At 59.5% G+C, this 24,976-nt stretch carries 21 protein-coding genes and 2 pseudogenes; 9 read left to right on the top strand and 14 right to left on the bottom strand.

From position 1 onward, the window contains the following. The 8 genes and pseudogenes from C8K66_RS31355 to C8K66_RS19315 form a co-directional block, all read right to left on the bottom strand. Positions 1–840: pseudogene (locus C8K66_RS31355) on the bottom strand (methyl-accepting chemotaxis protein); the annotation flags it as partial. A 60-nt stretch (positions 841–900) separates the two neighbouring features. Then, a pseudogene (locus tag C8K66_RS31360) lies at positions 901–2,418 on the bottom strand (MCP four helix bundle domain-containing protein); the annotation flags it as partial. A gap of 25 nt (positions 2,419–2,443) precedes the next feature. Beyond that, positions 2,444–4,585, bottom strand: coding sequence for a chemotaxis protein CheA (locus tag C8K66_RS19290; protein ID WP_108525667.1), 2,142 nt, complete (start codon positions 4,583–4,585; stop codon positions 2,444–2,446). 4 nt (positions 4,586–4,589) lie between these two features. Next, the gene (locus C8K66_RS19295; RefSeq protein WP_017846995.1) at positions 4,590–4,907 is read right to left on the bottom strand and encodes a lipid asymmetry maintenance protein MlaB; all 318 of its coding nucleotides are present in this window, start codon (positions 4,905–4,907) and stop codon (positions 4,590–4,592) included. Between the two features lie 33 nt (positions 4,908–4,940). Further along, a complete protein-coding gene (locus C8K66_RS19300) occupies positions 4,941–5,309 on the bottom strand; it encodes a response regulator (RefSeq protein ID WP_017846994.1) in 369 nt (122 codons plus the stop codon). A gap of 13 nt (positions 5,310–5,322) precedes the next feature. Then, a complete protein-coding gene (locus tag C8K66_RS19305; protein WP_371928145.1) occupies positions 5,323–6,600 on the bottom strand; it encodes a methyl-accepting chemotaxis protein in 1,278 nt (425 codons plus the stop codon). Positions 6,601–6,670: 70 nt separating this feature from the next. Beyond that, entirely contained in the window at positions 6,671–7,300 is a 630-nt protein-coding gene (locus C8K66_RS19310) for a response regulator transcription factor (RefSeq protein ID WP_017846992.1), read from the bottom strand. Then, positions 7,300–10,194: a PAS domain S-box protein gene (locus C8K66_RS19315; protein WP_256590968.1), complete on the bottom strand. Its 2,895-nt coding sequence runs from the start codon at positions 10,192–10,194 to the stop codon at positions 7,300–7,302. The genes C8K66_RS19310 and C8K66_RS19315 overlap by 1 nt, the downstream gene beginning before the upstream one ends. A 435-nt stretch (positions 10,195–10,629) precedes the next feature. Between C8K66_RS19315 and C8K66_RS19320 the strand changes: the two genes are divergently transcribed. The 5 genes from C8K66_RS19320 to C8K66_RS19335 all read left to right on the top strand — a co-directional run bounded on the left by C8K66_RS19320 (position 10,630) and on the right by C8K66_RS19335 (position 14,755). Further along, positions 10,630–11,121, top strand: a complete 492-nt coding sequence (locus C8K66_RS19320) for a hypothetical protein (RefSeq protein ID WP_132849951.1) — start codon at positions 10,630–10,632, stop codon at positions 11,119–11,121. Between the two features lie 95 nt (positions 11,122–11,216). Further along, entirely contained in the window at positions 11,217–11,435 is a 219-nt protein-coding gene (locus C8K66_RS30635) for a hypothetical protein (RefSeq protein ID WP_132849952.1), read from the top strand. Positions 11,436–11,695: 260 nt separating this feature from the next. Continuing rightward, entirely contained in the window at positions 11,696–13,351 is a 1,656-nt protein-coding gene (locus C8K66_RS19325) for a methyl-accepting chemotaxis protein (RefSeq protein WP_108525673.1), read from the top strand. 42 nt (positions 13,352–13,393) lie between these two features. Continuing rightward, entirely contained in the window at positions 13,394–13,927 is a 534-nt protein-coding gene (locus C8K66_RS19330) for a chemotaxis protein CheW (protein WP_108525675.1), read from the top strand. A gap of 21 nt (positions 13,928–13,948) precedes the next feature. Next, positions 13,949–14,755 carry a protein-glutamate O-methyltransferase CheR gene (locus C8K66_RS19335; protein WP_017846988.1) on the top strand — a complete coding sequence of 269 codons (807 nt, stop codon included), beginning with the start codon at positions 13,949–13,951 and terminating at the stop codon, positions 14,753–14,755. Between the two features lie 21 nt (positions 14,756–14,776). On the opposite strand, the gene C8K66_RS19340 is transcribed toward C8K66_RS19335, so the two are convergent. From C8K66_RS19340 to C8K66_RS19365, 6 genes are all read right to left on the bottom strand, one after another. Continuing rightward, positions 14,777–15,214 (bottom strand): response regulator, encoded by a 438-nt coding sequence (locus C8K66_RS19340; RefSeq protein ID WP_057004887.1) that lies wholly within the window; start codon positions 15,212–15,214, stop codon positions 14,777–14,779. Positions 15,215–15,216: 2 nt separating this feature from the next. Then, positions 15,217–16,545 (bottom strand): ATP-binding protein, encoded by a 1,329-nt coding sequence (locus C8K66_RS19345; RefSeq protein ID WP_017846986.1) that lies wholly within the window; start codon positions 16,543–16,545, stop codon positions 15,217–15,219. Positions 16,546–16,557: 12 nt separating this feature from the next. Beyond that, a complete protein-coding gene (locus C8K66_RS19350; protein ID WP_046384059.1) occupies positions 16,558–17,169 on the bottom strand; it encodes a chemotaxis protein CheC in 612 nt (203 codons plus the stop codon). After that, positions 17,169–17,528 carry a response regulator gene (locus tag C8K66_RS19355; RefSeq protein ID WP_017846984.1) on the bottom strand — a complete coding sequence of 120 codons (360 nt, stop codon included), beginning with the start codon at positions 17,526–17,528 and terminating at the stop codon, positions 17,169–17,171. The genes C8K66_RS19350 and C8K66_RS19355 overlap by 1 nt, the downstream gene beginning before the upstream one ends. A gap of 251 nt (positions 17,529–17,779) precedes the next feature. After that, complete coding sequence (locus C8K66_RS19360) at positions 17,780–19,915, bottom strand: TonB-dependent siderophore receptor (protein ID WP_108525677.1); 2,136 nt, start codon at positions 19,913–19,915, stop codon at positions 17,780–17,782. A gap of 199 nt (positions 19,916–20,114) precedes the next feature. Then, entirely contained in the window at positions 20,115–21,056 is a 942-nt protein-coding gene (locus C8K66_RS19365; RefSeq protein WP_046384061.1) for a LysR family transcriptional regulator, read from the bottom strand. A 165-nt stretch (positions 21,057–21,221) separates the two neighbouring features. On the opposite strand from C8K66_RS19365, the gene C8K66_RS19370 reads away from it, so the two are divergent. From C8K66_RS19370 to C8K66_RS19385, 4 genes are read left to right on the top strand one after another with little or no spacing between them, the layout of a single operon-like run. Continuing rightward, positions 21,222–22,562, top strand: coding sequence for a cation:dicarboxylate symporter family transporter (locus tag C8K66_RS19370; protein WP_046384062.1), 1,341 nt, complete (start codon positions 21,222–21,224; stop codon positions 22,560–22,562). A gap of 12 nt (positions 22,563–22,574) precedes the next feature. Further along, positions 22,575–23,135, top strand: a complete 561-nt coding sequence (locus C8K66_RS19375; protein ID WP_046384063.1) for a carboxymuconolactone decarboxylase family protein — start codon at positions 22,575–22,577, stop codon at positions 23,133–23,135. Positions 23,136–23,145: 10 nt separating this feature from the next. Further along, positions 23,146–23,964, top strand: a complete 819-nt coding sequence (locus tag C8K66_RS19380; RefSeq protein ID WP_046384064.1) for an SDR family NAD(P)-dependent oxidoreductase — start codon at positions 23,146–23,148, stop codon at positions 23,962–23,964. 59 nt (positions 23,965–24,023) lie between these two features. Beyond that, positions 24,024–24,968 (top strand): amidohydrolase, encoded by a 945-nt coding sequence (locus C8K66_RS19385; RefSeq protein WP_241561609.1) that lies wholly within the window; start codon positions 24,024–24,026, stop codon positions 24,966–24,968. Positions 24,969–24,976 lie beyond the last annotated feature (8 nt).

The raw sequence follows: 24,976 nt of genomic DNA on the forward strand, positions 1-24,976 counted from the left end.
TCAGCTCCCGAAGCGGACGAAACCGCTCTCCACCGCACGGCTATCCTGGTCGAACGTGGATGCCGCGCGATTGATCACGGGCATCGAGGCGGTCCGCCCGGCGCGCTTGCTCTGTACGCTGAAAAAGCCCATGAGTTCCTGCAACTGCTCGGCCTGGCCGCTCATTTCCTCAGCCGTCGCCGCCAGTTCCTCGGAGGCCGAAGCGTTTTGCTGGGTCAGTTGGCTCATCTGCGACATCGCGCTGTTGATTTGCTCAGAGCCGATGGATTGTTCTTCCGAGGCGGCCGCGATTTCCTGCACCAGGTCAGAGGTCTTGGCGATCGAGGGCACAATCTCGTCAAGCAGGTTGCCCGCCCGTTCCGCCAAGGCCACGCTGTTCTTGGCCACTTCACTGATTTCCTGCGCCGCGATCTGGCTGCGCTCGGCCAGTTTGCGCACTTCGGCCGCCACCACCGCGAAGCCTTTGCCGTGCTCGCCGGCACGCGCCGCTTCGATCGCCGCGTTGAGCGCCAACAGGTTGGTCTGGTAAGCGATGGAGTCGACGATGCCGATTTTCTCAGCGATGGTCTTCATCGCCGCCACCGTGTCCTTCACGGCGCGACCGCCTTCCGAGGCTTCCTTGTTGGCTTTACCCGCCATGCCGTCGGTCACCTTGGCATTTTCGGTATTTTGAGCAATGGACGCCGACATCTGCTCCATCGATGCCGAGGTCTGCTCCACCGACGCGGCCTGTTCGGACGCCGACTGCGCCATGCTTTGCGCAGTGGCGGAGATCTCCTCGGAAGCACTGGACAGCGAATCGGCCGAGCCGCGCACTTCGCCGATGATTTCCGAGAGTTTTTCCACGGTGCCGTTGACCGAGTTTTTCAGTTCCAGGAACTTGCCTTGATAGTCGCCGTTGATGGTCCGGGTCAGGTCGCCATTGGACATCGCCGACAAGACATCCATGGCTTCAGTAATCGGTACGATGATCGCATCCAGCGAACCGTTGATCCCCAGGATGATGCGGCGGAAATCACCTTGATGCCGAGCGGCGTCAGGCCGGGTATCGAGTTTGCCGATCAGCGCGCTGTCGCTGATCTGGCTGGTGTCTTCGACGAGCGCCAGGATATTGGCCCGCAGTTGCTCGATGTTCTCGTTGATAAAGGCTTTTTTGCCGGGGAATTGCTCAAGCGGTGCTGACAGATTGCCTTCGCCGAACGCGCGGATACAGGCCATGGCTTTTTTCTTCACGCTGATATGGCCACTGACCATCTGATTGATGCCCTGACCGATATCGCGGTACGAACCCGAGAAGCGATCGACGTCGATCATGACGTCAATGTCGCCTTTTTCATGCTCGCTGGACATGTGCTGCATCTCATGGATCAACGCCAGCACATTGCTGCGCAGCAGCTCGATGTTTTCATTGATAAAGGCTTTTTTGCCCGGGAATTTTTCCAGCGACGCCGACAGATCACCTTCACCAAAGGCGCGGATGCAGGCCATGGCTTTTTTCTTCACGCTGATATGGCCGTTGACCATCTCGTTGATGCCCTGGGCCATGGAGCGGTAACTGCCATGAAAGCGGCCAGCATCGATCTGTGCATCGATGTCGCCCTTGTCGTGTTCACTGGACATGCGGTTTATCTCCGCGACCAGCCCATGCAGGCTCGCGCCCAGTTGTTGCATGGACGCCATCAAGCTCGTGGTGTCACCGGGCTTGAGCGTGGCTTTGGCATCCAGCTCCCCCGCTGACAAGCGAGCGGCGAAAGCGCGCACGGCCACCGGTTCGCCGCCGAGTTGGCGCATCAGGTTGCGCCCCAGAAGTGCGCCCACCAACGCCGTGGCTAAAAATGTCAGCGCGCTGACCAGCAGGATGAGGGAGCGGGCATTCTTCTCAGTGGCGGTGGCAACCAATTGGCCCTTGCGCCCCAGTTCCAGGTTGTATTCGCGCAGCTCACCGATCGTCGTCAGCACCGCGCTCTGCAATGGCTGGCTGGCCTCGATCAATGCGCGGGCCGAGGCTTGGTCACCGTCGTCGATGAACTTGTCGAAATGCGCCTGCAGGGTCGCGAATTCACCCAAGCGGCCACGTAACTGCTTCAACAGTGCTGCGTCATGGTCGTCGGAGACCAATGCGGCCTCATAGTGATCCAGGGCTTTGCCAATCGCGCTGAAGTTCTGTGCCACGTTCTGCGCATAGCTGGACACGAAGTTTTTTTCGGAATCGTTCAGACGCTGCCATTCCAGGGCGTGAAGGTCGGTGAACGCAGCCGCCGCACGGTCGATTTCCAGCAAGCTGGGCACGGTATTGACGTTGGCATAACTGGCGCTCGTATTGATTTCACCGGCCAGGTAAAGGCTGGTACCACCCAACACGACAACGCCGAGCACTGCGGTGAAAACCAACAGCATGATATTTCTGATAACGGTCATGGCGAGGAACTCCTGATGACGCTCATTAAGTCGATAACGGACTTGGGATCGAACGGTGGGTGGCGTCCTTGGCAACGTGTCCTAACAAATTGGGTATATCCAGAATCAGGGCGACGGCTCCACTGCCAAGGATGGTGAACCCGCCGAGCCCATGGGCCTCACCAAACACTTTGCCCAATGGCTTGATCACGGTTTGAAACTCCCCCTGCAAGCGATCGACCACCAAGCCAGCACGCAAGCCGGCGTATTGCACGACGACCACGTTTTCTCGACTGCCTCGAGGTTCTTGCACATCGAACATGTCCCGCAGGCGCAGGATCGGCAGCACATCTCCACGCAGGTCCAGGTAGCCGGTGTCTGCGCCCTGTCCAGGCGCCAGCTCGATGCACTCCTCCACCATGTTCAGCGGGATGACGTAAGAAGCCTTGCCCACCCCGATCAGAAAGCCGTCGATGATGGCCAGGGTCAGCGGCAGACGAATCCGTACCGTTGTGCCCTGCCCTTCTTCGCTCTCGAGGCTCACGCTGCCGCGCAACGCGGTGATATTGCGCTTGACCACATCCATGCCCACCCCGCGGCCGGACAGGTTGCTGACCTGGTCGGCGGTGGAGAAGCCCGGCTCGAAAATCAAGTTCAGGATGTCTTTATCCGCCGGTAGCTGGCCGTCCCCCACCAGGCCACGCTCGCGGGCCTTGGCCAGGATTTTGTCCTTGGCCAGGCCACCGCCGTCGTCCGACACTTCGATCACGATACTGCCGGACTCGTGGTAGGCATTCAGGCGTACCGTGCCCTGGGCCGGCTTGCCCCGTTGAAGGCGCGTCGACACAGCCTCGATGCCATGGTCCATGGCGTTGCGCACCAAGTGCGTCAACGGGTCGCCGATACGTTCGACGACGGTCTTGTCCAACTCGGTCTCGCCACCGCCGATCTGCAGCACGATGTCCTTGCCCAGTTCCTTGGAGACGTCGCGCACCACCCGCTGGAAGCGCGTGAATGTCGCGCCGATCTGCACCATGCGCAGGGTCAGTGCCGAGTCACGCACCTCTTCCACCAAGCGCGATAACAGGCTGGTGGCTTCGATCATCTCGCCAATTCCGCTACGCACTGCCACCAGGTTGGCTCCGGCGCCGGCGATGATCAGCTCGCCAACCAGGTTGATCAGTTGGTCCAGCTTGGCGGCATCGACGCGGATCAGGTTGCCTTCGTTGCTCGCCGCACCCTTGCCGGCCTTGATCAACGGCGCGACTGAATCGGGTACTGCGTCCAGCTCGCCGCGCATCTCGACCGGAGCTTGCTCACCCTCCTGGGTGACGAGCAGGGCCTGGGACTCCGTCAATGTGCCGCAACGCACCAGCAGCTCAAGCAGCACGGCATTGTCTTCCGGCAATCCGTCGAGATGCGCGCGACAGGCTTGGACAGAGGCTTGCGGTGCAAGGATCTGGACGAGCGCGTCATCGCGCACAAAATCAAAGGCCCCGTCGATGACCTCCCGCGAGGCATCGCTGAGCAGCGCGAGTTCAAAGCCCAGGTAGTTGGTTTCCGGGTCCATCGACGCAAACGGCGGCAACCCCTCGCACAGTGTGACGGTATGCAGCAACTGCCCCAACGTGCTCAGGTAACGCAGGAACGCCAGCGGGTCCATGCCGTTGCGCAATACATCCGGACCAAAGCGCAGGGACAAGTGCCAGTGGCCGGGACTTGCGCCCGGCTCGTCCGCCGGCAACGTGGCTGGAGCGGGCGAAGCACTCGGCACCGAGCCTTCCAGGTACTGCGCGAGCCGCTCGCCCAGGCATTGGCCCTGGACCCGCAGCGGTTCGTCCAATCGGTCAAGGTTGCCATCCTCGGCCAGCAGGTCGATCAACTGGCCGATATGGTCACGGGCATCGAGAAACAACGCACTCAATGCCTCGTCGACGCGCACTTCCAGGCTGCGGACCCGGTCCAGGACGCTTTCGGCGACATGGGTGAACTCAACGATGGGCATCAAGCCAAACAAGCCGGCCGAGCCTTTGATGGTGTGGGCCACGCGGAACAAGCCGTTGATGGTGTCGAGGTCCTGCGGCGACCTCTCGATCTGCAGCAGTGCGTCTTCCATTTGCAGCAGGAGCTCGCGACTCTCGGCAATGAAAGTCTGCAGCACGTCATCCATGTTCATGGGCTGGGCCATACGATCATGCTCCAAGCGACTGGGCGAAAAGCGGATTGGCGAAGTAGTCGTCAAGACCGCTGAGCCGTATTGCTTCGATTACGGTCGCGCTCGGGTTGCTCAGCAACAGCTGCGTTCCGTCCTTGAGCGACTCGCGTTTGATGAGGATCAACAATTGCAGACCGGCGCTGTCCAGTTCGTCGACATTGGACAAGTCCAACTCAACCTCATGCGCCAGCGGAAACAACGACAACAACAGGTCTTTTTGTTCAGTGGCGGTGTAGATCGTCAGGGGGCCTTCCATGACCTGGATTCGACGTAGCATCGGTACGGTGCTTTTCATGGAAACCTCCTGGCCAGCGGTCGCTGGTCATTGCTATGGCAGGATCAACTTGGAGACGGCAGTGAGCATTTGCGCCGGCTGAAAGGGCTTGACCATCCACGCCTTGGCACCGGAGGCCTGGCCTTGCTGCTTCATCGCATCACTGGCCTCGGTGGTCAGCATGATGACCGGCGTGAACTTGTAGGCCGGCAATAGCTTGGCCGCCTTGACGAAGCTGAAGCCGTCCATGTTCGGCATGTTCACGTCACTGACAATCAGGTGGATTTTGCGTCCGTCCAGTTTGCTCAGCGCATCTTTGCCATCACAGCCTTCGATCACGTCATAACCCGCGCCTTTGAGAGTGATGCTGACCACCTGCCGAATGGAGGCGGAGTCGTCGACGATCAGAATGGTTTTGCTCATCGGAAAAGCTCCTCTAGAAAAAGGTGATTTCGCTGTCATCGGACTTGGCGTGCGTGTTACCGCCATGGATAGCGTGTTGCTCCGGCATGGTGTAGGCCGTTGAAAGCTCTTGCAGCCAACGATCACTGACCATCGGGCTGAGGGTATGCCCGCTCAGGCTCGATGCCTGGCGCTCGTCCAATTGCTGCTGGAGCTTATCCAGGTCGCGGGTAATCAGCGTCAGCATCTGGCTGACGCGGTCCTGGAACTGCAAGGCGACCAGCACCTGGGCAATCTCGTCGGCGACGTTGGCGCTCTGCTGTTGCAGGTCATGGCTGTTGCGCACGAGGGTCTGGGCGGTACCGCGAAAATGTTCGATGACCTGCGAGACCACACGCTCCGAATCCGCGAGGGTCAAAGTGTCTTGTTCAGCGTGGTGGCGGGACATTTGCACCGTGCGGGCAATGGCCGCATTGACGGTATTCACGGTTTCACTGATCTTGCGCCCGGTCTCGCCGGACATACTCGACAGCTTGCGCACTTCATCGGCGACCACCGCAAAACCTCGCCCCGCCTCACCGGCGCGCGCGGCCTCGATGGCGGCGTTGAGGGCAAGCAGGTTGGTTTGACTGGCGATGTCACCGACAAACTTGGCCATCTGCTGAAGTTGTTCGGTGAAGCCGGAGAGCTGCAGGACTTCTTTGAGTTCGCTCTCTTTATTGGAGAGCGCGGAGCGCAGAGCCAGCACGATGGAATTGAGGTCGCGCTGGCCGACTTCCAGCAAGTCGACCAATTGCTGGGAAGCATCTTGCCCGCCGTTGCTGGCCACGCTGTGGCTGATGTTCGATGACAGCGTGCCAAAGCGTTCGCTGAGCTTGAGGATGGACGTTTCGCTGATCAGGCGCGCGGCTTCGATCTGCCTGGACCAAACGGGAAGCACGCTGAGGCACACGTCTGCCAGGCCGTTATCGACGGCCAATGTCGCCGAGACCTCGGGCGGCTGATCGAGCTGGCGTTGCAGGCTGTTGCAATGCGCCTGGAAGCATCTGTTTGCCCAAAGGCCCAAGCCAACGCACAGCACCAACAACGCGCCCCCTGCCGCCACAGCCCATGCGCTGAAGTCATTGCTGTAGGCAACCGCAAGACCTCCGAGCAGACCGGCCAAGGCGACCGGAAACACTATCAAAGCAGCCGAGGGGGGTGTGGTCTGTTCGCTCACGGTCTGTCTCCCAATCGAAGCATCTCGTCGCCGGTTGATCGGCAGTTCGATTGCTTGAGAGGGATACTGGCCCAATAATGGCACCACGGCCATCGGACCATCCCTATTCCAGGGTAGGGATACCGGCAACCAAGGTAGGAAAATCCCTACACAAGGGGGTTGTTCACGAAATACCCAAGGTCATGGCGAAGCGCACAATGTCCGCCGTAGAGCCGAACCCCATCTTTTCCATGAGCCGGGTCTTGTGGGTGCTGACCGTCTTGTTGCTGATGACCAACTGCTCGGCGATCTGGTTGACGCTCATGCCATGAGCCAGCAAGCGCAGAATCTGAAACTCGCGATCGGACAGGCTTTCAACGTAGGTCTGTTGCTTCAGGCCACTGCTTTGCAGGGCAATCTGCTCTGCCAGCGCCGGGTCCAGGTAACGTTGGCCGCTGGCCACTCGTCGCATGGCAACCAACAGGGTCTCGGGGTCGCGGTCCTTGGTGAGGTAGCCGAGCGCACCGGCGCGCAGTGCGCGTTGCGCAATGTGGATTTCGTTATGCATGCTCAACACCAGGATCGGCAGCTCCGGGTACTGGGTATGCAGGCGGGCGATCAGGATTTCGCCGCTGATACCCGGCATGTTCATATCGAGCAGCAGCAGGTCGATCTCGACCTGGCGCAACAGCTCGATCACTTGCGTGCCACTCTCGGCTTCGGCCACCACCTGGACATCGGCGACCAGCATGAACAACTGCTTGAGCCCTTCGCGCATGATGGTGTGGTCATCGGCGATCAGCATGCGAATCATTAATACGTATCCTTGTGCATCGGAATGAATGCCTGGACTGTTGTGCCCTGTCCGGGATGGCTGAAAACAATCACTTTGCCGCCCAACATCAGGCCACGCTCACGCATCCCGGCCAACCCCAGGGTCTGCCGGGTGACGGCGTCGGGGTCAAACCCCTTGCCGTTATCCTGGACCTCCAGCAGCCAGTTGGTTTCCTGCGGGCTCAGGGTGACGCTGACCTGTGTCGCTTCGGCGTAACGCGCGATATTGGTCAACGACTCCTGCACGATGCGAAACGCGGCGGTGACGTGGGTATCGGGGAGCGTCAGGGGAATCGACGGCAGGTGTAACACACAGGGAACCCGGGTCAAGGTGACGAACTCGGTGGTCAGCCACTCAAGACCGGAAACCAGCCCCAGGTTTAACGCGGACGGTCGCAGGCTGGTGGAGACATCACGCACGACCTGGATCGTCTTGTCGGTCAGCACCATCAGCCGCTCGACCTGCGGGGTCAGCTCGGGTGTCGAGGCGCCGAATTGAAACCTCAACAGTGATATCCCCATGCGCAGTGCCGTCAAGTGCTGGCCCAGCTCATCATGGATCTCCCTGGCGATCAGTTTGCGCTCCTCTTCCCGCGCCGTTTCGCGACGGGTCGACAGATCGCGCAATTGTGCATTGGAGTTGGCCAGGCGCCGCTCGGCAGCCCGCAGCCTGGAAATATCGCGCCCCACCGCCAGCACACTCACGACCCGCTGGCCGTCGACCTCTGGAACAAAGTGGATCAGTACCACTTTGGGTGCGCTCTTCAACCCCGAGAGCAGAAACTCCTGCTCCGTCGCTTTATTTTCCTGAATCACTTGGGCCACCAATTCGCGAAACAGCTGAGACTGGTGGTTCAGCGGCGCCACCGCGTCCATGGGCATGCCCATCAGTTCCGGCCAGGCCCCGCCCACCCATCTTCGCAGCTGCGCATTGACGTAGAGCACTTCGCCATGAGCACTCAACCGAGCGATAGCGTCCGGGCTGTTTTCGACCAGTGCGCTGATGTCGTGCTGGCGTCCGAGTTCTTTCTGCCGGGCCCTGATCAACAGGGTAATGTCGCGGCTGATCACCAATATCCGCGCCGCCACACGCCCTGAATCCGCCACCGGCACCAGCGTAAAGTGCAGTTGACGGACTTCGTTGCGAAGCACCATGCCCTCATCCGACTCAACCACCCGCCCGGCGCTTGTGCATTGCTCACAAAGCGCCTGGATTTTTTGCGCGCCCAACCGACCAAAGATCAACTCCAGCGGCTCACCGATAACGTCGGCATGCGGTTTGCCCAGCGCGCGCAACAACGCCGGGTTGACCTCGACACAACGCAGGCAACCGACCGCCGTCATTTCCAGCAGGCAAAGCATGTCCAGGGTATGGTCGAAAATGTCACGGTAACGACGCTCGCGCTCGCGGAGCAACGACTCTGACTGCCAGCGTTCGATCGCGATCGCCGCAATATGACAGGTCTGGCGCACGCGCAGGATGTCGCTCTCATCCGGCCCGGTGCCGGAGGCCTGGGACAACTCGAAAGTGCCGAGCACATGGCCTTGTTTGTCCACGATCGGCTCGGACCAGCCTACGGCAGACGCCGTATTCATCACCGCGCCGGTGCCGAGCGGCGCTACCAACTGCACCCGGCAGGACCGATGGGGCAAGGCCAATTGCAGATAGTCCACCAGGAGCCCGAGCGTTTCTTCCAGGGGCGCGCCCGTCGCCATTTTTTCGAAAATCCCCAAGCGCGCGTCTTCCAGGACCTGTTGCTTGCACAACTCGGTAATGTCGTGGGCCAGCGCCAACACGCCGATCACCTCGCCTGTCGGGCTGCGCTCGGCCGTCAGGCTGACCGCACAACTGACCAACTCGGTACTGTCCGCGAAGGTCCAACTGTCGAGGAATTGCGCGGTTTCGCCCGTCGCAACGACATGGCGCAGCTGGTTGATATAGTCACCCGCATCCTCGTCGGGGCTCACGCCTATCGACTCGTCATAAGACATGCCGGTCAAGCGCAAAAAGGCCGGGTTGACGTAAGTGCGCAACAGGTTGCGGTTGTAGCGCACGATGATGTTGGGTGAACTTTCCGCGAGGGTGAGAAATTTGAGTTCGCTGCCCACCAGCGTTTCGCGCAGCTGCCAGTTCTCGGTGATGTCCTCCAGTTGGGACACAAAGCAGAGCGGCTGCCCCTGATCGTCCCGCACCATTCCCACGGTCAACCGCGCCCACACCACCCGCCCGTCGCGATGGATATAGCGTTTATGCAACGTCGCGCCCGACCTTGCACCGCGCTTGAGTTCGTCGATCAACTGCTTGCCGACCTCGCGGTCCTCGGGGTGGGTCAGTGCCATGAACGTGGTGGTTTGCAACTGCGCTTCGCTATACCCAAGCAACCTGCAGATGACGCCATTGGCCCGTAGCCAATGACCGTCCAGCGACACCAGCGCCAGGCCGGTACCGGAGGAATCGAAAATCGACCTGAGCGGGATCTGCGCGTAGCTTTCGGTTTCGGATGACGGGGCCGACGCGCCCTGGCGGGCAACGACCTCGACAATAAAATACGCATCGCGCCACAGCGTCAGGGAGACGTCCAACCCGCACGCCCCTCTGCTCAATGCCGCGAAACCAGCCCGCGTGTTCCCTGCGGCCGTTTCCAGCGCGGCATAAAACAGCCCATGGTCTTCGGGCCGCAGGAGGGCTATGAACTCGCCGCCCGCTGCCGGAGAAACGCCATTTTGAACTTGCAGTTGGGCGAACGCGGGATTGCCGGCGACAACCCGAGCGGCGCGGTCCAGCGCCACAACCGCAATGGACAGACAGCCGAGCACACTCTCGAGGGTTCGCAACGTATCGTCGTCAGCCACTGCCTGTGCGTCGCGAGCCATCATCCCTGTGCCCTCGGTCGTTGAACGGACTTAACGATATTTGCAAGGCGGGTAAAACGCCTAGCAACCTTCTACGCAGCGCTGGAAATCGGAAACGCCTGAACATTGACCTTTTTACGAGAGCACGGCCCCTCACCGCCAACTTGTCTATCTCGCGTTAAAGCGCCTTCAGACCCACGACTCAATCCTTTGCTCGAACTGTAGCCCAATATCAGGCTTCAAAGAGCTGCAGCACGATAGAAGAGAAGGCGCTACAGGAGATGATCCAAGTCAATACTTGTGGGCCGTCGCGGGTTTTGCATCACCTCTTGTCTGTGCTCACCCGCACCGCCGAGGCGCAGACCGCTGAGCGTTGCAGCGAACGAAAAAATGATATCATAATGACATCATCACCTGATACCTTGTAGATAGAACCAAGCAATTGCGAGGGTCATCATGGGCGAAGGCGCTCCTATTCCGTCGAATGAAGCTGAAAGGCTAAAAACTGTCACGCGCGCGCCCATGGGCGATTTGGACAGAGGCATGCTCAATGACTTCGCTGAACGGGTCATGATGCGTATCTGCAACATGCGCGCTCGTAACTTCGTAGACCAACCCACCGGGTTGTTTAATCGATTGAGGTTTGAGGAAGATATACATCAAACGAACCGGGTAAACAGCGCATGCGAGATTGACGCAGTCGACGTCATTACGCCGAAAGTCCTCAACGATATAGTCAAGGCACCGGGTTATATCTGTGCACAAGACGTGATCCTGACGATAACGTCGCGCCTACAAAAGTGCTACCCAATAATTGCTTGCTTTATAAAATCAGTCCGACGCGATTCGGCTTCATTCTCAATGAATGAGCCGGGCCCTGAGCAAATTTGCGAGCGTATTCTGCATAACTTCAAAATATCGGCTACCGAGTCGTTGCAGAAGGCGTAGAAAACCAAGAAGTTCTGCAGCGTTACTTGATAGAAAAACCTATGAGTTCCAAGGCCTTAGAAACCTGGATAGGACAAAGAAACTAGGAGGCAATCATGACGTTGAAGGAATCGCACGCGGCGATTGCGCGCTATTTATATAACGCCACGCCTCCGTCAGTCGTCTACCGATTATATAAATCACCGCTGCCGGGCCGTTTTTTATTACAGCCCTTACTTACCGCCCCGGTAAAACCGAATTATTTTACCGCTGACCGACGACTGACCTGTTCTGCGCTCAAGTTGATCTTGGCCCGAGCCGATAGGCTGATGTGAGAAGGATCGCTATTTACTGATTCAGGGAGGAACCTATGTCGTCATACGGCAACTTGCAGCCGCTTCCTCAGGCTCGCACTTTTTTCCGCTTATCGCTCGTACCCGCTGCCTGTGGCGCGTGCGCCCTGCTATTGAGCGGCTGGCGCACCGACAACCAGACAACGCGCCCAGCAAACGCCTGGGCAAACCGCTGTTTATTCCTCGAACGATAGCAAACCCGGCAATTCAGCCAACCGCACCGCACATGGAGAGGCCTTTCAATGAAATGGTTCTACGATTTAAGGATAGCTACCAAGCTCATCACTTCGTTCTTGCTGGTGTTGGTGCTGACGGCCATGACGGGCGTGTTCGCCATCATCCAGTTGGGCCTGGTTAACGAAACTGCCGCTGAGATGCGCGACAACTGGTTGCCTTCGGTGCGGGTTGTCTCCGGCATTCGTTTTTTTGTCGCCAACTATCGGGTCAAGGAACTGCGCTATCTGATGGCCGACAGCCCGACGGAACAGGCGCAATATGAACAGGAGATCGTCGATGCCCGCAAGGAAGTCGAGACCCGCATGGCGCGCTATGAAAAAGAGCTGATCTCAAGCCCGGCGGAACAGGCGTTGTTCGATACGCTCAAGACCAACTGGAACAGCTACCTCAACACCAGCAAGAACCTGTTGGCCGAGTCGCGGCAGGGTTTGAAGGAACAGACCAGTGTCATTCTCAAAGGGGATTCGAAACGGGACTTCGAACAGATCTCCAGCGACCTGGTAAAACTCATCGACCTCAACGACGCCGGAGCCACGGCAGCCAATCAACGCGGTAACGAAATCTACGCCAATGCGCGACTGTCCATCATCGCCGCGGTACTCGTGGCTTTGCTGGTGGGTATCGCGCTGGCGTTGTTTATTTCACGCATCATTTCCACCCCGCTGAAAAGGGCCGTGGATGTGGCCAGCCAACTGGCCGAAGGTAACCTGGCCGTGAAGATCGAAGGTGGTTCCAAGGACGAAACCGGGCGTGTGCTCACGGCGATGCAGGCAATGATTGGCAAGCTTTCGCAGATTATCGGTGAGGTGCGCAATGCCGCCGACGGTCTGGCCAGCGCGTCGGAGGAAGTCAGCGCTACCGCCCAGGCCATCAGCCAGACCACCAGCCAACAAGCCGCAAGCGTCGAAGAAACCAGTGCGTCCATCGAACAAATGAGTGCCAGCATTAACCAGAACACCGAGAACGCCAAGATAACCGACGGCATGGCCAGCAAGGCGGCCAAGGAAGCAGGAGACGGCGGCGACTCTGTTCAGCAGACGGTGCAGGCGATGAAAAAAATCGCGCAACGCATCAGCATCATCGATGACATTGCTTACCAGACAAACTTGCTGGCCTTGAACGCCGCCATCGAAGCGGCACGAGCCGGCGAACATGGCAAGGGCTTCGCGGTGGTGGCGGCCGAAGTGCGCAAACTGGCCGAGCGCAGCCAGGTGGCGGCTCTGGAAATAGGCGAGCTGTCCACCAGCAGTGTCGAAATGGCCGAACGGGCCGGCCATCTGCTTGGCGAGATGCTGCCGTCGATCAACAAGACCTCCGATCTGGTCCAGGAAATCACGGCCGCCTCCGAAGAACAGGCAGCCGGCGTGGCGCAGATCAATTCGGCGATGAACCAACTCAACCAGGTCACTCAGCAAAATGCCTCCAGCAGCGAAGAGCTCGCTTCCACCGCCGAAGAAATGAGTACCCAGGCCGAACAGTTGCAGCAGGCCATGAGTTTTTTCAGGCTGGACGCAGGCGATCAGGCATCGAACGTCACACTGGGCAAATCCAGCCAGGCAAGCAGCGTATCGCGTGCGGTGGCGCGGGCACCGCGAGCGGTCCCGCAGAAAACCTTCCTCAAGAGCGCAGGCCCCGACGAAAGCGAGTTCACGCGGTTCTGAGCGCAAACCGGACGCGGTGCTTTTTTCATGCAGGAGAGCGACATGGGCGCGTTAACCGATACCCGACAGACGACGGCGATTCAAAAGCAGGAGGCGCAGTACCTGACGCTCCTGCTGGGCGGCGAAATGTTCGCCATCGATATCCAGGGCATCAAGGAAATCATCGAGTACGGACACGTGACTCCGGTGCCGATGATGCCCGACTTCGTGCGCGGCGTGCTTAACCTGCGAGGTGCCGTGGTGCCGGTGCTGGACCTCAAGGCACGGTTCGGGCAGCCCTGCACGAAGGTCTCTCGACGCAGCTGTGTGGTGATCCTCGAAGCCAGCAGCGAGGACCACCAGCCCCAGGATATCGGGCTTCTGGTGGACAGTGTGTCAGAGGTACTGGAAATTCCGGCGGACGAGATCAAGCCAGCCCCCAGCTTTGGCGCGCGCATTCGCCCTGACTTCATCAGCGGCATGGCCAAGGTCGCCGGCACGTTCGTCATCGTCTTGCAGGTGGACAAGGTGTTGTCGATGGATGAAATGTCTCAACTGGCGGACGCCGGTGACAGCCCCAGCCTCCAGGAGCTGTAAGTCACGAACAAGGAGTTCGGATTGAAACAGATCAATCTTGAAGATCGTGAATTCACCCAGTTCCAGTCCTGGCTCTATGGTGCAGCGGGCATCCACTTGTCACCCATGAAAAAAGCCCTGGTTGCCGGGCGTCTGTTCAAGCGCCTGCAGTTCCATGAACTGGAGAGCTACGGCGCGTATTTCAAAATGATAATGGGCAAGGAGAACCCCGACGAACTGCAGTTCGCCCTGGACCTGTTGACCACCAACGAAACGTATTTCTTTCGTGAACCCAAGCACTTCGAGTTCCTGCGCGAACGGGTATTGCCCTTCGCGTCGCCAGGCAAGACCTTCAGGGTGTGGAGCGCGGCCAGCTCCTCGGGCGAAGAACCTTACAGCCTGGCCATGACCCTTGCCGAAACCCTGCGCAGCACGCCCTGGGAGGTCATCGGATCGGACATCAGCACCCAGGTACTGGCCAAGGCCCGGAACGGGCATTACCCGATGGAACGCGCCAACAGACTGCCGCAGTCCTTGCTCAGTCGATACTGCCTCAAGGGCATCGGCCAGCAGGAAGGTACCTTCCTGATCGATAAATCCCTGCGCCAGCGGGTCAGTTTCGTGCAAGTCAACCTGATCGAAACCCTGCCCCAACTGGGCGAATTCGATGTGATTTTCCTGCGCAACGTGATGATTTACTTTGATCAGGAGACCAAGCGAAAAGTGGTCAGTCGCCTGCTCCCATTCCTGCGACGTGGCGGCTATTTCATGATCAGTCATTCGGAAAGCCTGAACGGCGTCAGCGATGCGTTCAAGCTGGTGGCGCCTTCGATTTATCAAAAACCGTGAGGCGCCGAAGCTGTCGAGCCACTATTCGCTGATGAGCTTCTTCGGGTTGTCACGTTCACGCAGCACACATTGCATTTCCAAAGCCTCATCGAGGGTGAGCTGAAGCTCTTCATCCTTCCAGGGTTTGCTGATGTAGCGGAAAATGTACCCATCGCTGAGTGCCTGCGTGATCATGCTCATGTCGGCATAACCGGTCAGCAGGATATTCATGCAGTGCGGATCGCGCTTATGCACCTCACGGAGCAGGGTCGGGCCGTCCATGAACGGCATGCGCGCGTCGCAGACGATCAGGTCTATGGGGTGCAGTTCGAAAAGGTTCAGCGCCTGCGCGCCACTGGTGGCCAGCAGCAAATCGTAAGGCTTGCCACGCAGCAAGCGGCGCAGGCTGTTGAGGATACTTTCTTCGTCGTCCACCAGCATGACGGTGTAGCGTTTTTCGCTCAACTCGGTGGTGTTCATGCTCAGCATCCTTCAACGGCAGAGGTAGCGTGGGCCTGTACCTGGGGCTGACGTAACGGGAGCCACGCACGGAAGCAACTGCCCCGGCCCGGTTCACTTTCGACGGTGAGCCTTCCATGGTGCTTGACGATGATGCTGTACGACAGCGACAGGCCCAGGCCCGAGCCCATGCCTACCGGCTTGGTGGTGAAGAACGGTTCGAATATCCGGTTCTGGATGTCCAGCGGGATGCCGTGACCGTTGTCGACGACCTCGACGAACACACCGCCGTCTTCCCTGCCACTGTTGATGATGATTTCGCCATCAACGCCCACGGCATGGCTCGCATTGATGAGCAGATTCAAGAACACCTGATTGATCTGCGAGCCCATGCACTCGATAGGCTCGATATCGCCGTAGCGCTTGATCACCTGAGCCTTGAACTTGATCTCGTTCCAGATAACGTTGAGGGTGCTATCCAGCCCCTTGTGCAGATCGGCCAACTGCCATTCGTAGCTGTCGACATGGGAGAACTCGCGCAGGTCCTTGACGATACGAGTGACCCGGTCCAGCCCCTCGACCGACTCGACGATCAGCTCGTCGATGTCCTGCCGCATGAAGTCGTAATCCGCCTTGTCCCGCATGGCCGCAAGCTCGGGATGAGCCTGCGCATGTTTTTCGTCACTGGCCTGTTCATAGGCGTCGAGCAATGCGAAAAGATCCACCAGGTAACGCCGCAGGCTGTTGACGTTGGAGCACACAAAGCCGATCGGGTTATTGATCTCGTGGGCCACGCCCGCCGCAAGCTGGCCTATCGCTGCCATTTTCTCGGACTGCAGCAACTGCGCCTGAGCCTCCTCGAGCCGTGCGATCAGCAGCGCCTGGGCGCTCTTTTCCTCTTCCAGCAACTCGTTGAGGTGCGTCAGTTCGAGTTGGCGGGCAGCGGTATCGGTCGTATCGCTTATCGCCAGGCCCACCCCCAGACTGCCGCCATCGGCGTCCTGCACCGGGAAGAACGTGCAGTTCTGATACATGTGCCCGACCAAGCCACTGATCGGCCGGGTGCTTTCGAAGTTGAACAGGTGCGGCCGTTGCTGCCAGGAGGTGAACGCAAAGTTTTGCAGCGTGACGACGCTGTTGATCTTCTGCCGGGTCCAGACCTCGGGCAGTTCCGGAAACACTTCGAACAGCGTGCGACCGACGAGCTCTTCGGCGCTGCGGCCGCTGTTGATGGACATGAAGTGGTTGGAGAACAGCACTTTGCAGTCATGATCGACCAGCAGCACGCCCATGTTGATGGCCTTGAGCATCGACTCAAGGGTTTCCCGGGAAATTGCCTTGTTGTCTGTCATGAAGACGCCCCTTCAAAGCTCATAGAGCAAGCGATCGATGGCCCGGACCACAACGCCTGCTGTACGTTCGGTAATACAGATCAGCAGGTCGCAGGAGAATTGATGAGCCTGCACCTCGAAACGGATTTCCAACACCATCGCCAGGTGTTCGTTCAGGTTCAATTCATTCAGTGCGTTCGCGGACTCTTCTCTGTGGACCAGAATCGACGGCGCGTCATAACTCACTTGTATCGCCACCTGCTTGGCCAGGCCACTGATGCAGGCGCCGGACAGGATGTTGGTGACATCCAGCATCAGTTCTTCCTGCTGCGCAGGGCCGCCGTCGCTATAGCCGAGCAATTCGGCGAGCTTGTCGGCCCCCATGGAACCAAAGCAAACGAACACCTCTCCGCGCAACTCCCCCAGGAACGACTGGCGGGTGACGATCATGGAGCTTCGACGAAGATGGTCCGGAATCAACAGGTTGTCCTGCTCCCGGATCAGTGGGTGAATGAAAGGAACCGAAAGCGTAACCATGGTGTTGGTCAGCCGGGCCAGTCGTTCGGCGGCCTGCCCCATGGCAATGTTCATCAATTCCTGCAAGGCATCACGTTGGTCTTCGGTTAGCGCGGCCAAGGTTTCCATCAAAGTACCCCTATGACGTGCAAGGCATTGAGTACAGCTTGCGCCGTAACCGGCTTGGCGACGAATGCAGCAGCGCCCAGATCGGATACGCGCTGCCTGGCCAGCGGCTGGATGTCGGCGCTGATCACCACGACAACCACATTCGCGTCCTCGCGCTTGAGCGCCTCAAGGGTCTGGAAGCCATCCATGACCGGCATGGTCAGGTCGAGAAAAAGCAGGTCCACCAAACCGGCGTGATACGCCTCCATCACCTCGGCACCGTTACAGGCCTGGCGAACATCTTCGGTCAGTGATTCTGGCAGGGAACGCAAGACCAGCTTGCGGGACATGGATGAGTCATCAGCGATTAGGACTTTCATGATGCACTCCACATTATGAAGTGTCCTGCAGCCTCGGGAGGGGTCGCAGAAACGAAGATTCGCAAGAACCTTTTAATCACTCTAACCCGACATCTAGCAAAGAGCCATCATCCAATCCTGATATTGCGCGAGGGATTTTCGGAGCCTGTAGGGGTTTCCCTACAGGCCGCCAAAAAGTGTGGCTGCGTGACCTTCGCCCGGCATACCACCGGATCAAGCGACGAGGCACATCGCGCCGGGCGCTGACCGCGCTACAGAGTGTAGGAAATACCCACTTGCACCGTGCGCGGCTCGCCAGGGTAGGCGTAGAAGTTCAAGAACGAGCCCTCTTCGTACTCGCGATTGAACAGGTTCTTCACGTCCAGGTTGAGCCTGACCTTTTCGTTGACCTTGTAGTAACCGAGCAGGTCGACGACCGTGTAAGCGTCCATCGCGAACGTGTTGTTGGCCGTCTGCCCGGCACGCTCGGCCACGTATTTGCCACCGGCGCCGAGGCCCAAGCCTTTGAGCGCGCCGTCCTGGAACTCATACACGTTGAGCAGGCTGAAGCTATTGCGCGGAATGTTGGCCAAACGCGTTCCGGTACGGACAGTGGTGTCCTTGGTGACGGCGGCATCCACATAGGCATAGCCGCCGATCATCCGCCACTCGGGCGTCAGATTGCCGGCCACGTTCAGATCAAAGCCGCGGCTGCGGACCTGGCCCGTCGCGACATTGAAGTCGGAGTTCAAGGGGTCGAGACCCTGGACATTTTTCTTCTCGATCTGGTAGATCGCCGCATCGACGCTCAACTGTCGGTCAAGCGCTTCCCACTTCACGCCCATCTCGTAGGACTTGCCCTTCTCCGGATCGAACCCGCCGCCCTGACGACTGGCGCCGGTGTTGGGCTTGAACGAGCGCGCGGCATCCGCGTAGAGCGCGACGGTGTCGGTGAGGTCATACATCACGCCGACGCGCGGGGTGACAGCGTTGTCGGCGGCGTTCCAGCTTCTGACACCGGGTACGTAGGACTCGTAATCGTGCTCGAAGCGCTCGAAGCGCGCACCGGCGAGGACTTTCAAGCGCTCGGTCAGTGCCACCTGGTCCTGAACGAAGGCCGCGTAGGTCTTGAGGTTTTCTTTATCGTGTGTCGGCGTGCGGGTCAGCGCCGGACGAGGCTGGCCGTAGACCGGGTTGTAGATATCGATCGGAAAGGTCCCCGCCAAGACGGCGGAACGCTGGATGATCGACTTGTAGTCGTAGTCTTCGTATTCGATGCCAGTGAGCAAGGTGTGATCAAAGCCGCCGGTGGAAAAGTGCCCGGTCAGGTTGAGTTGGTAGTCCTTGTCGGTCCATTCCAGCTTGCGGTAGTTGAAGTTGCGCTGAAGTGTGCGGCCATCGGCATCCAGGCTGGTCGCGCCGTTGGCCTCGACACCATTGCCCTTCATCGTCCCGTCCAGCCACTGGAAACCACCGCCCAGGGTCCAGTTGTCGTTGAGCAGATGTTCGAAGCGCAACTGGGCCATGTTGTTATCGTTGTGCAGGTCGCCGGCGTACTTCTCACCCCAGAAGGTGTCACGGGACGGCGTCCCACGCTGGTTGGCGAAGCGTGTCAGGCCGCGATCCAGCGGGCGATTGTTACGCATGAAGTCGCCTTCGAAGATCACCTTGGTGGCGTCATTGGCCTGCCAGGTCAACACCGGGGTCACGCCGTAGCGTTCGCTCGAGACATGGTCGCGGAAGGTGTCGCCGCCCTCGCCCACCACGTTCAGACGATAGGCCAGCGCGCCTTGCTCATCCAGCGGGCCGGACGCATCGAGGGTGCCGCGCTTCATGCCCTGATCATTCAATTGGCTACCCAGCGTGACCGTGGGCTCGGCCAGCGGCTGTTTGGATACCACGTTGAAGGTGCCACCGGGATCGCCACGGCCATACAGCATGGTCGCCGGCCCGCGCAGCACTTCAAGGCGCTCGATGCTGTTGGCGTCGGGCATGCTCGGGTAGCCGCGGTTGATCGGGAAACCGTTGCGGTAGAACTCGGCAGTGGTAAAGCCTCGCACGGTGAAGCTGGTAAGCCCTTGCCCGCCGAAGTTGTTCGCCCGGCCGACGCCGCCCGCGTAGTCCAGGGCCTCCTGCAGGCGAGTCGCACCAATGTCCTCGACCACGTCCTTGGGCACTACGCTGATGGACTGCGGCGTTTCATGAATCGAAGTGTCGGTACGGGTCGCACTGGCTGAACGTGTTGCGCGGTAGCCCTTGACCGGCCCTTGAGCCGTCTCGTAGTCCATTTCGCCGGTGACCGTGGTCGCCTGCAACTCGAGGCTGGGTTGTTCAGAGGCGGCAACCTGTGCCCAGGCAAAAGGAGTAAACGCCTGAAGCACGCAGAGGGAAATCAGGGTGTGACGCATGGATGTTGGACCTCATGGATGAGCCGACGCGCAGGCAAACCTGCCAGGAATTCGCGGCGCATGATATACCAAACCATTCGCGTATGACATTGATTCTCATTAACTGTTTTTCGCGTATCAGCTTTGTATCAACCGCGTAAAAATCCAGGCAAAAAAAAACCACTCGCTGGAGTGGTTCGCCTTTGCCATGCCGGGCACCCTAGGTTTTTGTGCTTTCCAGCCCCAGCCAGAGAGTCGCGTCCTTCCACGCGCCGACCGTCACCAGCTCTTCCAACGTCTCCAACAGAATCTTTTCCCAACTCAACGCCAGGCGGCTGCTTCTACGGTCTTTGAGTGTCGTCAACGAAACCGTGGATCGGATGCCCGGTCGTTCGATGGTGTGACCGACCAACAGCCCCTTCGCGATATCTTCCTGAACGGCTGCGTGAGCAAGAATGGAGTACCCCATGCCTTCGGCGACCAGACGCTTGGTCAAGCTCACGCTGTCCACTTCGAATATGACGTTCAGCCGCAGTCCATTCTGCGCGGCAACCTGCTCGATCAAGCGACGATTACTGTGCGGCAGGCCCGGAAGGATCAGCGGGAAATCAGCCAGGCCGGTGATACGCACCGATCTCGGCGCTTCCCCTGGAGGCCCGACCAGCACCATGCGCTCACTGAAAATGGGTTTGACATCAAAGGCCTCGAGCAGAGGCTGGTTGTACACCACGGCTACCTGGATTCGGCCATCCAGCAGCCATTCCTGCAACGACGTGCTCAACCCTTCCAGCGCGTGCAGCGACGCCTTCGGCCAGCGTTCGTGAAAACGACGGATCAATTGCGGCCCCACAATGGTCCCGATCGCAGGAGGCAACCCGATCGCCAAATGGCCGCGCTCTTCAAACGCACTGTTTCGGACATGATCAGCGGTGTCCTCCATGTAACGCAGCATTACATCCGCCCGCTCCAGCAGACGCGCCCCGGCGGCAGTCAGCTCCACCCCCCTTCCGTGACGAATGAACAGTGCCACCTGAAGCTGCTCTTCAAGCTTGGCGATCTGCCGACTCAGAGCCGGCTGAGCAATGAAGAGCTCTTTGGCCGCACGGCTGAAACCTCCGCACTGGGCCACTTTTACGAAGGAGCGTAGTTCCCGAATATCCATCGTTATCACCATGCCGTAATGGCATAGCTTTGTATCAAAATAAGGTTTTTGTGCCTAGCTTTAGTTTTTTCTATGCTCATCGCTGATAGCTGAAGGCCCAGCTTGCCCGTCAAGGGACGTGTTACCACAAGAATAATGATGCCCATTCTCGGGCCAGGAAATGCCATGAATCAGTTGAAGAAACTCCACGTACAGGTGCTGATAGCACTTGTTGCTGCCGTCATCCTCGGTTTCGCCGCACCGCAATGGGCGGTCGCCATGAAGCCCCTCGGACAAGCATTCATCGCGCTGCTGAAAATGATGCTGGCGCCGATCGTTTTCGTCACCCTGGTTCATGGCCTTACCCATGTTCAGGACATGCGCAAACTCGGCCGACTCGGTATCAAGTCGCTAGTCTATTTTGAAGTGGTCAGCACCGTCGCGATGCTCATTGGTTTCATTCTGGTCAACGTCGTTGAACCGGGCGTGGGCCTGCATGCGACGAGCCTGAATGAATCCAGTGAAGCGATCAAGGCCACCTCTGCGGCAGGCAGTGTGTCGATGATCAACTACCTGCTGGGGCTCATTCCCCACACACTGGTCGATGCTTTCGCCAAGGGCGACATCATCCAGGTACTGATCATCTCGGTATTGGCCGGTATCGCCATCAACCGCGTCTGCGGCCCTGATTCGGTCGCCGTCAAAGCCCTTGGCGAGGCGCAGAGCATCCTCTTCAAAATGCTCGGCTTCATCATGAAGCTGGCCCCTCTGGGCGCGTTCGGCGCCATGGCTGCGGCCATCGGCAGTTACGGTGGCGACACCCTGCTCTATCTGCTCAAGTTGATCGCGGTTTACTACGCCGCTTCACTGATCTTCGTCTTCGGCATTCTGGGCTCGATCAGTTGGTCTATCGGCCTGCCCTTCGGCACTGTGCTGCGCCTGATTCGCGATGAGATCCTGCTGGTGTTCGGCACGGCGTCCGGCGAAGTGGTATTCCCACGCCTGATCGAAAAGCTGCAACGCAGCGGTTGTGACGAAGTGGTCGTCGGTTTTGTACTGCCCGCCGGCTACAGCTTCAACCTTGATGGAACTGCCATCTACATGGCGGTTGCGATCGGGTTCATCGCACAAGCGACCGACACGCCTTTCTCCCTGGTGCAGCAACTGGGTCTGCTGGCGATCCTGAGTATCACCTCCAAAGGCGGTACCACCGTTGCAGGCGGTGCCTTCATCAAGCTGGCCGCGACGTTGCAATCGGTACAAACCCTTCCGCTGAGTGGCCTGGGGTTGCTGTTCGGCATTGACCGGATCATGGCCACCGCTACCGCCCTGACCAATATCGTCGGCAACACCGTCGCGGTGTTTGCCATCGCGCGCTGGGAAGGCGCATTCGACCCCGACGCTTTCGAGCGGGCAACCGGCCGCAAGCCGAGCCGAAGCCTGCTGCGCCCACCGGTCGAAAGCCCGTCAGCCGAGGCGGCCATCGCGCCCGCGCACAAACCGTCTATTCAGTCACCGCGTCCCTGACAGGAAAGCTCCATGAATCGTTTAAAGCCTATCGACCCGAACCACCTCAGCGACGCGCAGCGCCCGGTTTACGAGCGCATCGCCAATGGCCCTCGCCAAGGCGTGCGCGGCCCTCTGGCGATCTGGCTGCATCGGCCAGCGCTGGCCGAGTGCGCCCAGGCACTGGGCCGCTACTGCCGCTATGACACCTGCCTGGACCCGCGCCTGTCGGAGCTGGCCATTCTGTTGATGGGCCGGCACTGGCTCGCCGAATACGAGTGGGCGGCGCACAAGCCTTTCGCACTGAAGGCCGGGCTGGCGCCACACATCATCGAAGCGATTCGGGATGACCGCGAGCCGGCGTTCGAAAACGCCGATGAAGCCCTGGTCTACCGCTTCATTCGCGAACTGCACGCCCAACGCGCTATCGGCGATGGCCTCTACGCCGAATTCGTCGAACAGATGGGTACCGATGCGGCCGTCGATCTGGTCGGCATCGCGGGTTACTACACCCTGATTTCCATGACCATCAAGGTGTTCGAAGTTCCGCCACCTGCGGGCGCCACTGCCGAACTGCCGACTACATTGAACTGAGGATACTTGCATGACTGATACTCTCCCAAAAAGCGATCGCCTCAAGGGCAAAGTCGCTATCGTCACCGGCGCCGGCTGTGTCGGCAGTGGCTGGGGTAATGGCCGTGCGGTCGCGGTGATATTCGCCATGGCCGGGGCGAAGGTGTTCGCGGTCGATCGCGACCTGGGCGCCATGGAGGAAACCCTCGAACGCATCCGTGAAGCCGGCGGTGAGGTCACCCCATTCGCCTGCGATGTCACCGACAGTCAGGCGGTCGCCTCGATGGTCGCCGCGTGCAAAGCGGCTTACGGCCAGGTCGATATTCTCGTCAACAACGTCGGCGGTTCCGCCGCGGGCGGCGCTGTGGCATTGGCCGAAGACAAGTTCGATGCGCAGATCGCCCTGAACCTCAGAAGCGTCTACCTGACCTGCAAGCATGTGCTGCCACTGATGGAAGCACAGGGCGGCGGTTCGATCATCAACACCGCCTCGACGTCCGGCACGCGCTGGACGGGCTCGGCACAAGTGGCTTACGCCGCCAGCAAAGCCGGCGTCATTCAACTGTCTCGCGTCACCGCCGTCGAATACGCCCCCAAGGGCATCCGCGTAAATACGGTGGTTCCGGGGCAGTTGCATACGCCGATGGTCGAAGTGCGCCTGGCCGGGCAACGCACGGGCGGCGATGTGAGCAAACTGCTCGATTCGCGTGTGGCACGCATTCCACTCGGGTTCATGGGCGATGGCCGCGATACGGCGTTTGCAGCGCTGTATCTGGCCAGTGACGAATCACGCTTCGTCACCGCCACGGAAATCATCGTCGATGGCGGCATGACCGCACGCTGCGACTGACTCATTCCAAAGGGCTGTGCAAATCGCAGCCCTGCCCGCCTACCCAACCAGGGCCGAACATGGACGACTTTTCCTGCGTTCAGACGTCACGTCGTCTGTTCATCAAACACACCATGATAGCTGCCGCCGGTATCGGTCTGGCAGGCGGCGTATCGGGGCAGACTTTCGGAGCCAGCATGTCGATTTCATCCAGCGCTACAGGTGCCTGGGATTGTCACACCCATATCTATGGCCCGTGGGCGCGTTTCCCTCTTCCGGCCAACGCGGCCTATACGCCTGAGCCTGCGCCTTTCAGCGAACTGCTGGGCATGCATCGTCGACTGGGTATCAGTCACGGCGTGCTGGTGCAGGCTGCGCCCTATGGCACCGACCACAGCGCCATTCTGGAGGCGATAGCCAGCAGCAACGGGCATTATCGCGGTGTCGGCATCATTGATGAAACCACCACCGACGATCAGTTGCAGGCTCTGCACGACGGCGGCCTGCGCGGTATCCGCTTCAACTTGATGGGCCATCTGCCGGGGGCCCGCGACCCACAAAAGCTGCGCGCATTGGCCGAGCGCGTCGCTCCGCTGGGGTGGCACGTGCTGGTGCACGGGGAGTTGCCGACGCTGTTGCCATTCCTCCACACCTGGCGCGACCTGAAGACGCCACTGGTCATTGATCATATGGCGCGCCCGGACCTCACCCAGCCGGTTGATCCGCGGTTGATGGACGAACTGCGGGCGGAACTGGGCCACGCGAATCGCTGGATCAAACTGTCGGGCATCGATCGTGCCATGCAGGGTCAGCCCGGCCCTTGGCCGCAGGCGCTGGATCAGGTTCGCGCGTTACTGGAGTGCGCCCCCGAGCGCGCCATCTGGGGATCGGACTGGCCGCATCCGAATATCAAAGGGCCGATACCTGACGATGCCCAGCTTCTCGCCTTCATTCGCCAGGTGTGCGACAGCCCCGCCTTGCAGCAGGCGGTGCTGGTCGACAACCCGGCGCGTCTTTACGCCTGATGTGCGTC

Origin of the sequence: Pseudomonas sp. GV105 (genome assembly GCF_003058185.1) — a bacterium.
Classification (GTDB): domain Bacteria; phylum Pseudomonadota; class Gammaproteobacteria; order Pseudomonadales; family Pseudomonadaceae; genus Aquipseudomonas; species Aquipseudomonas veronii.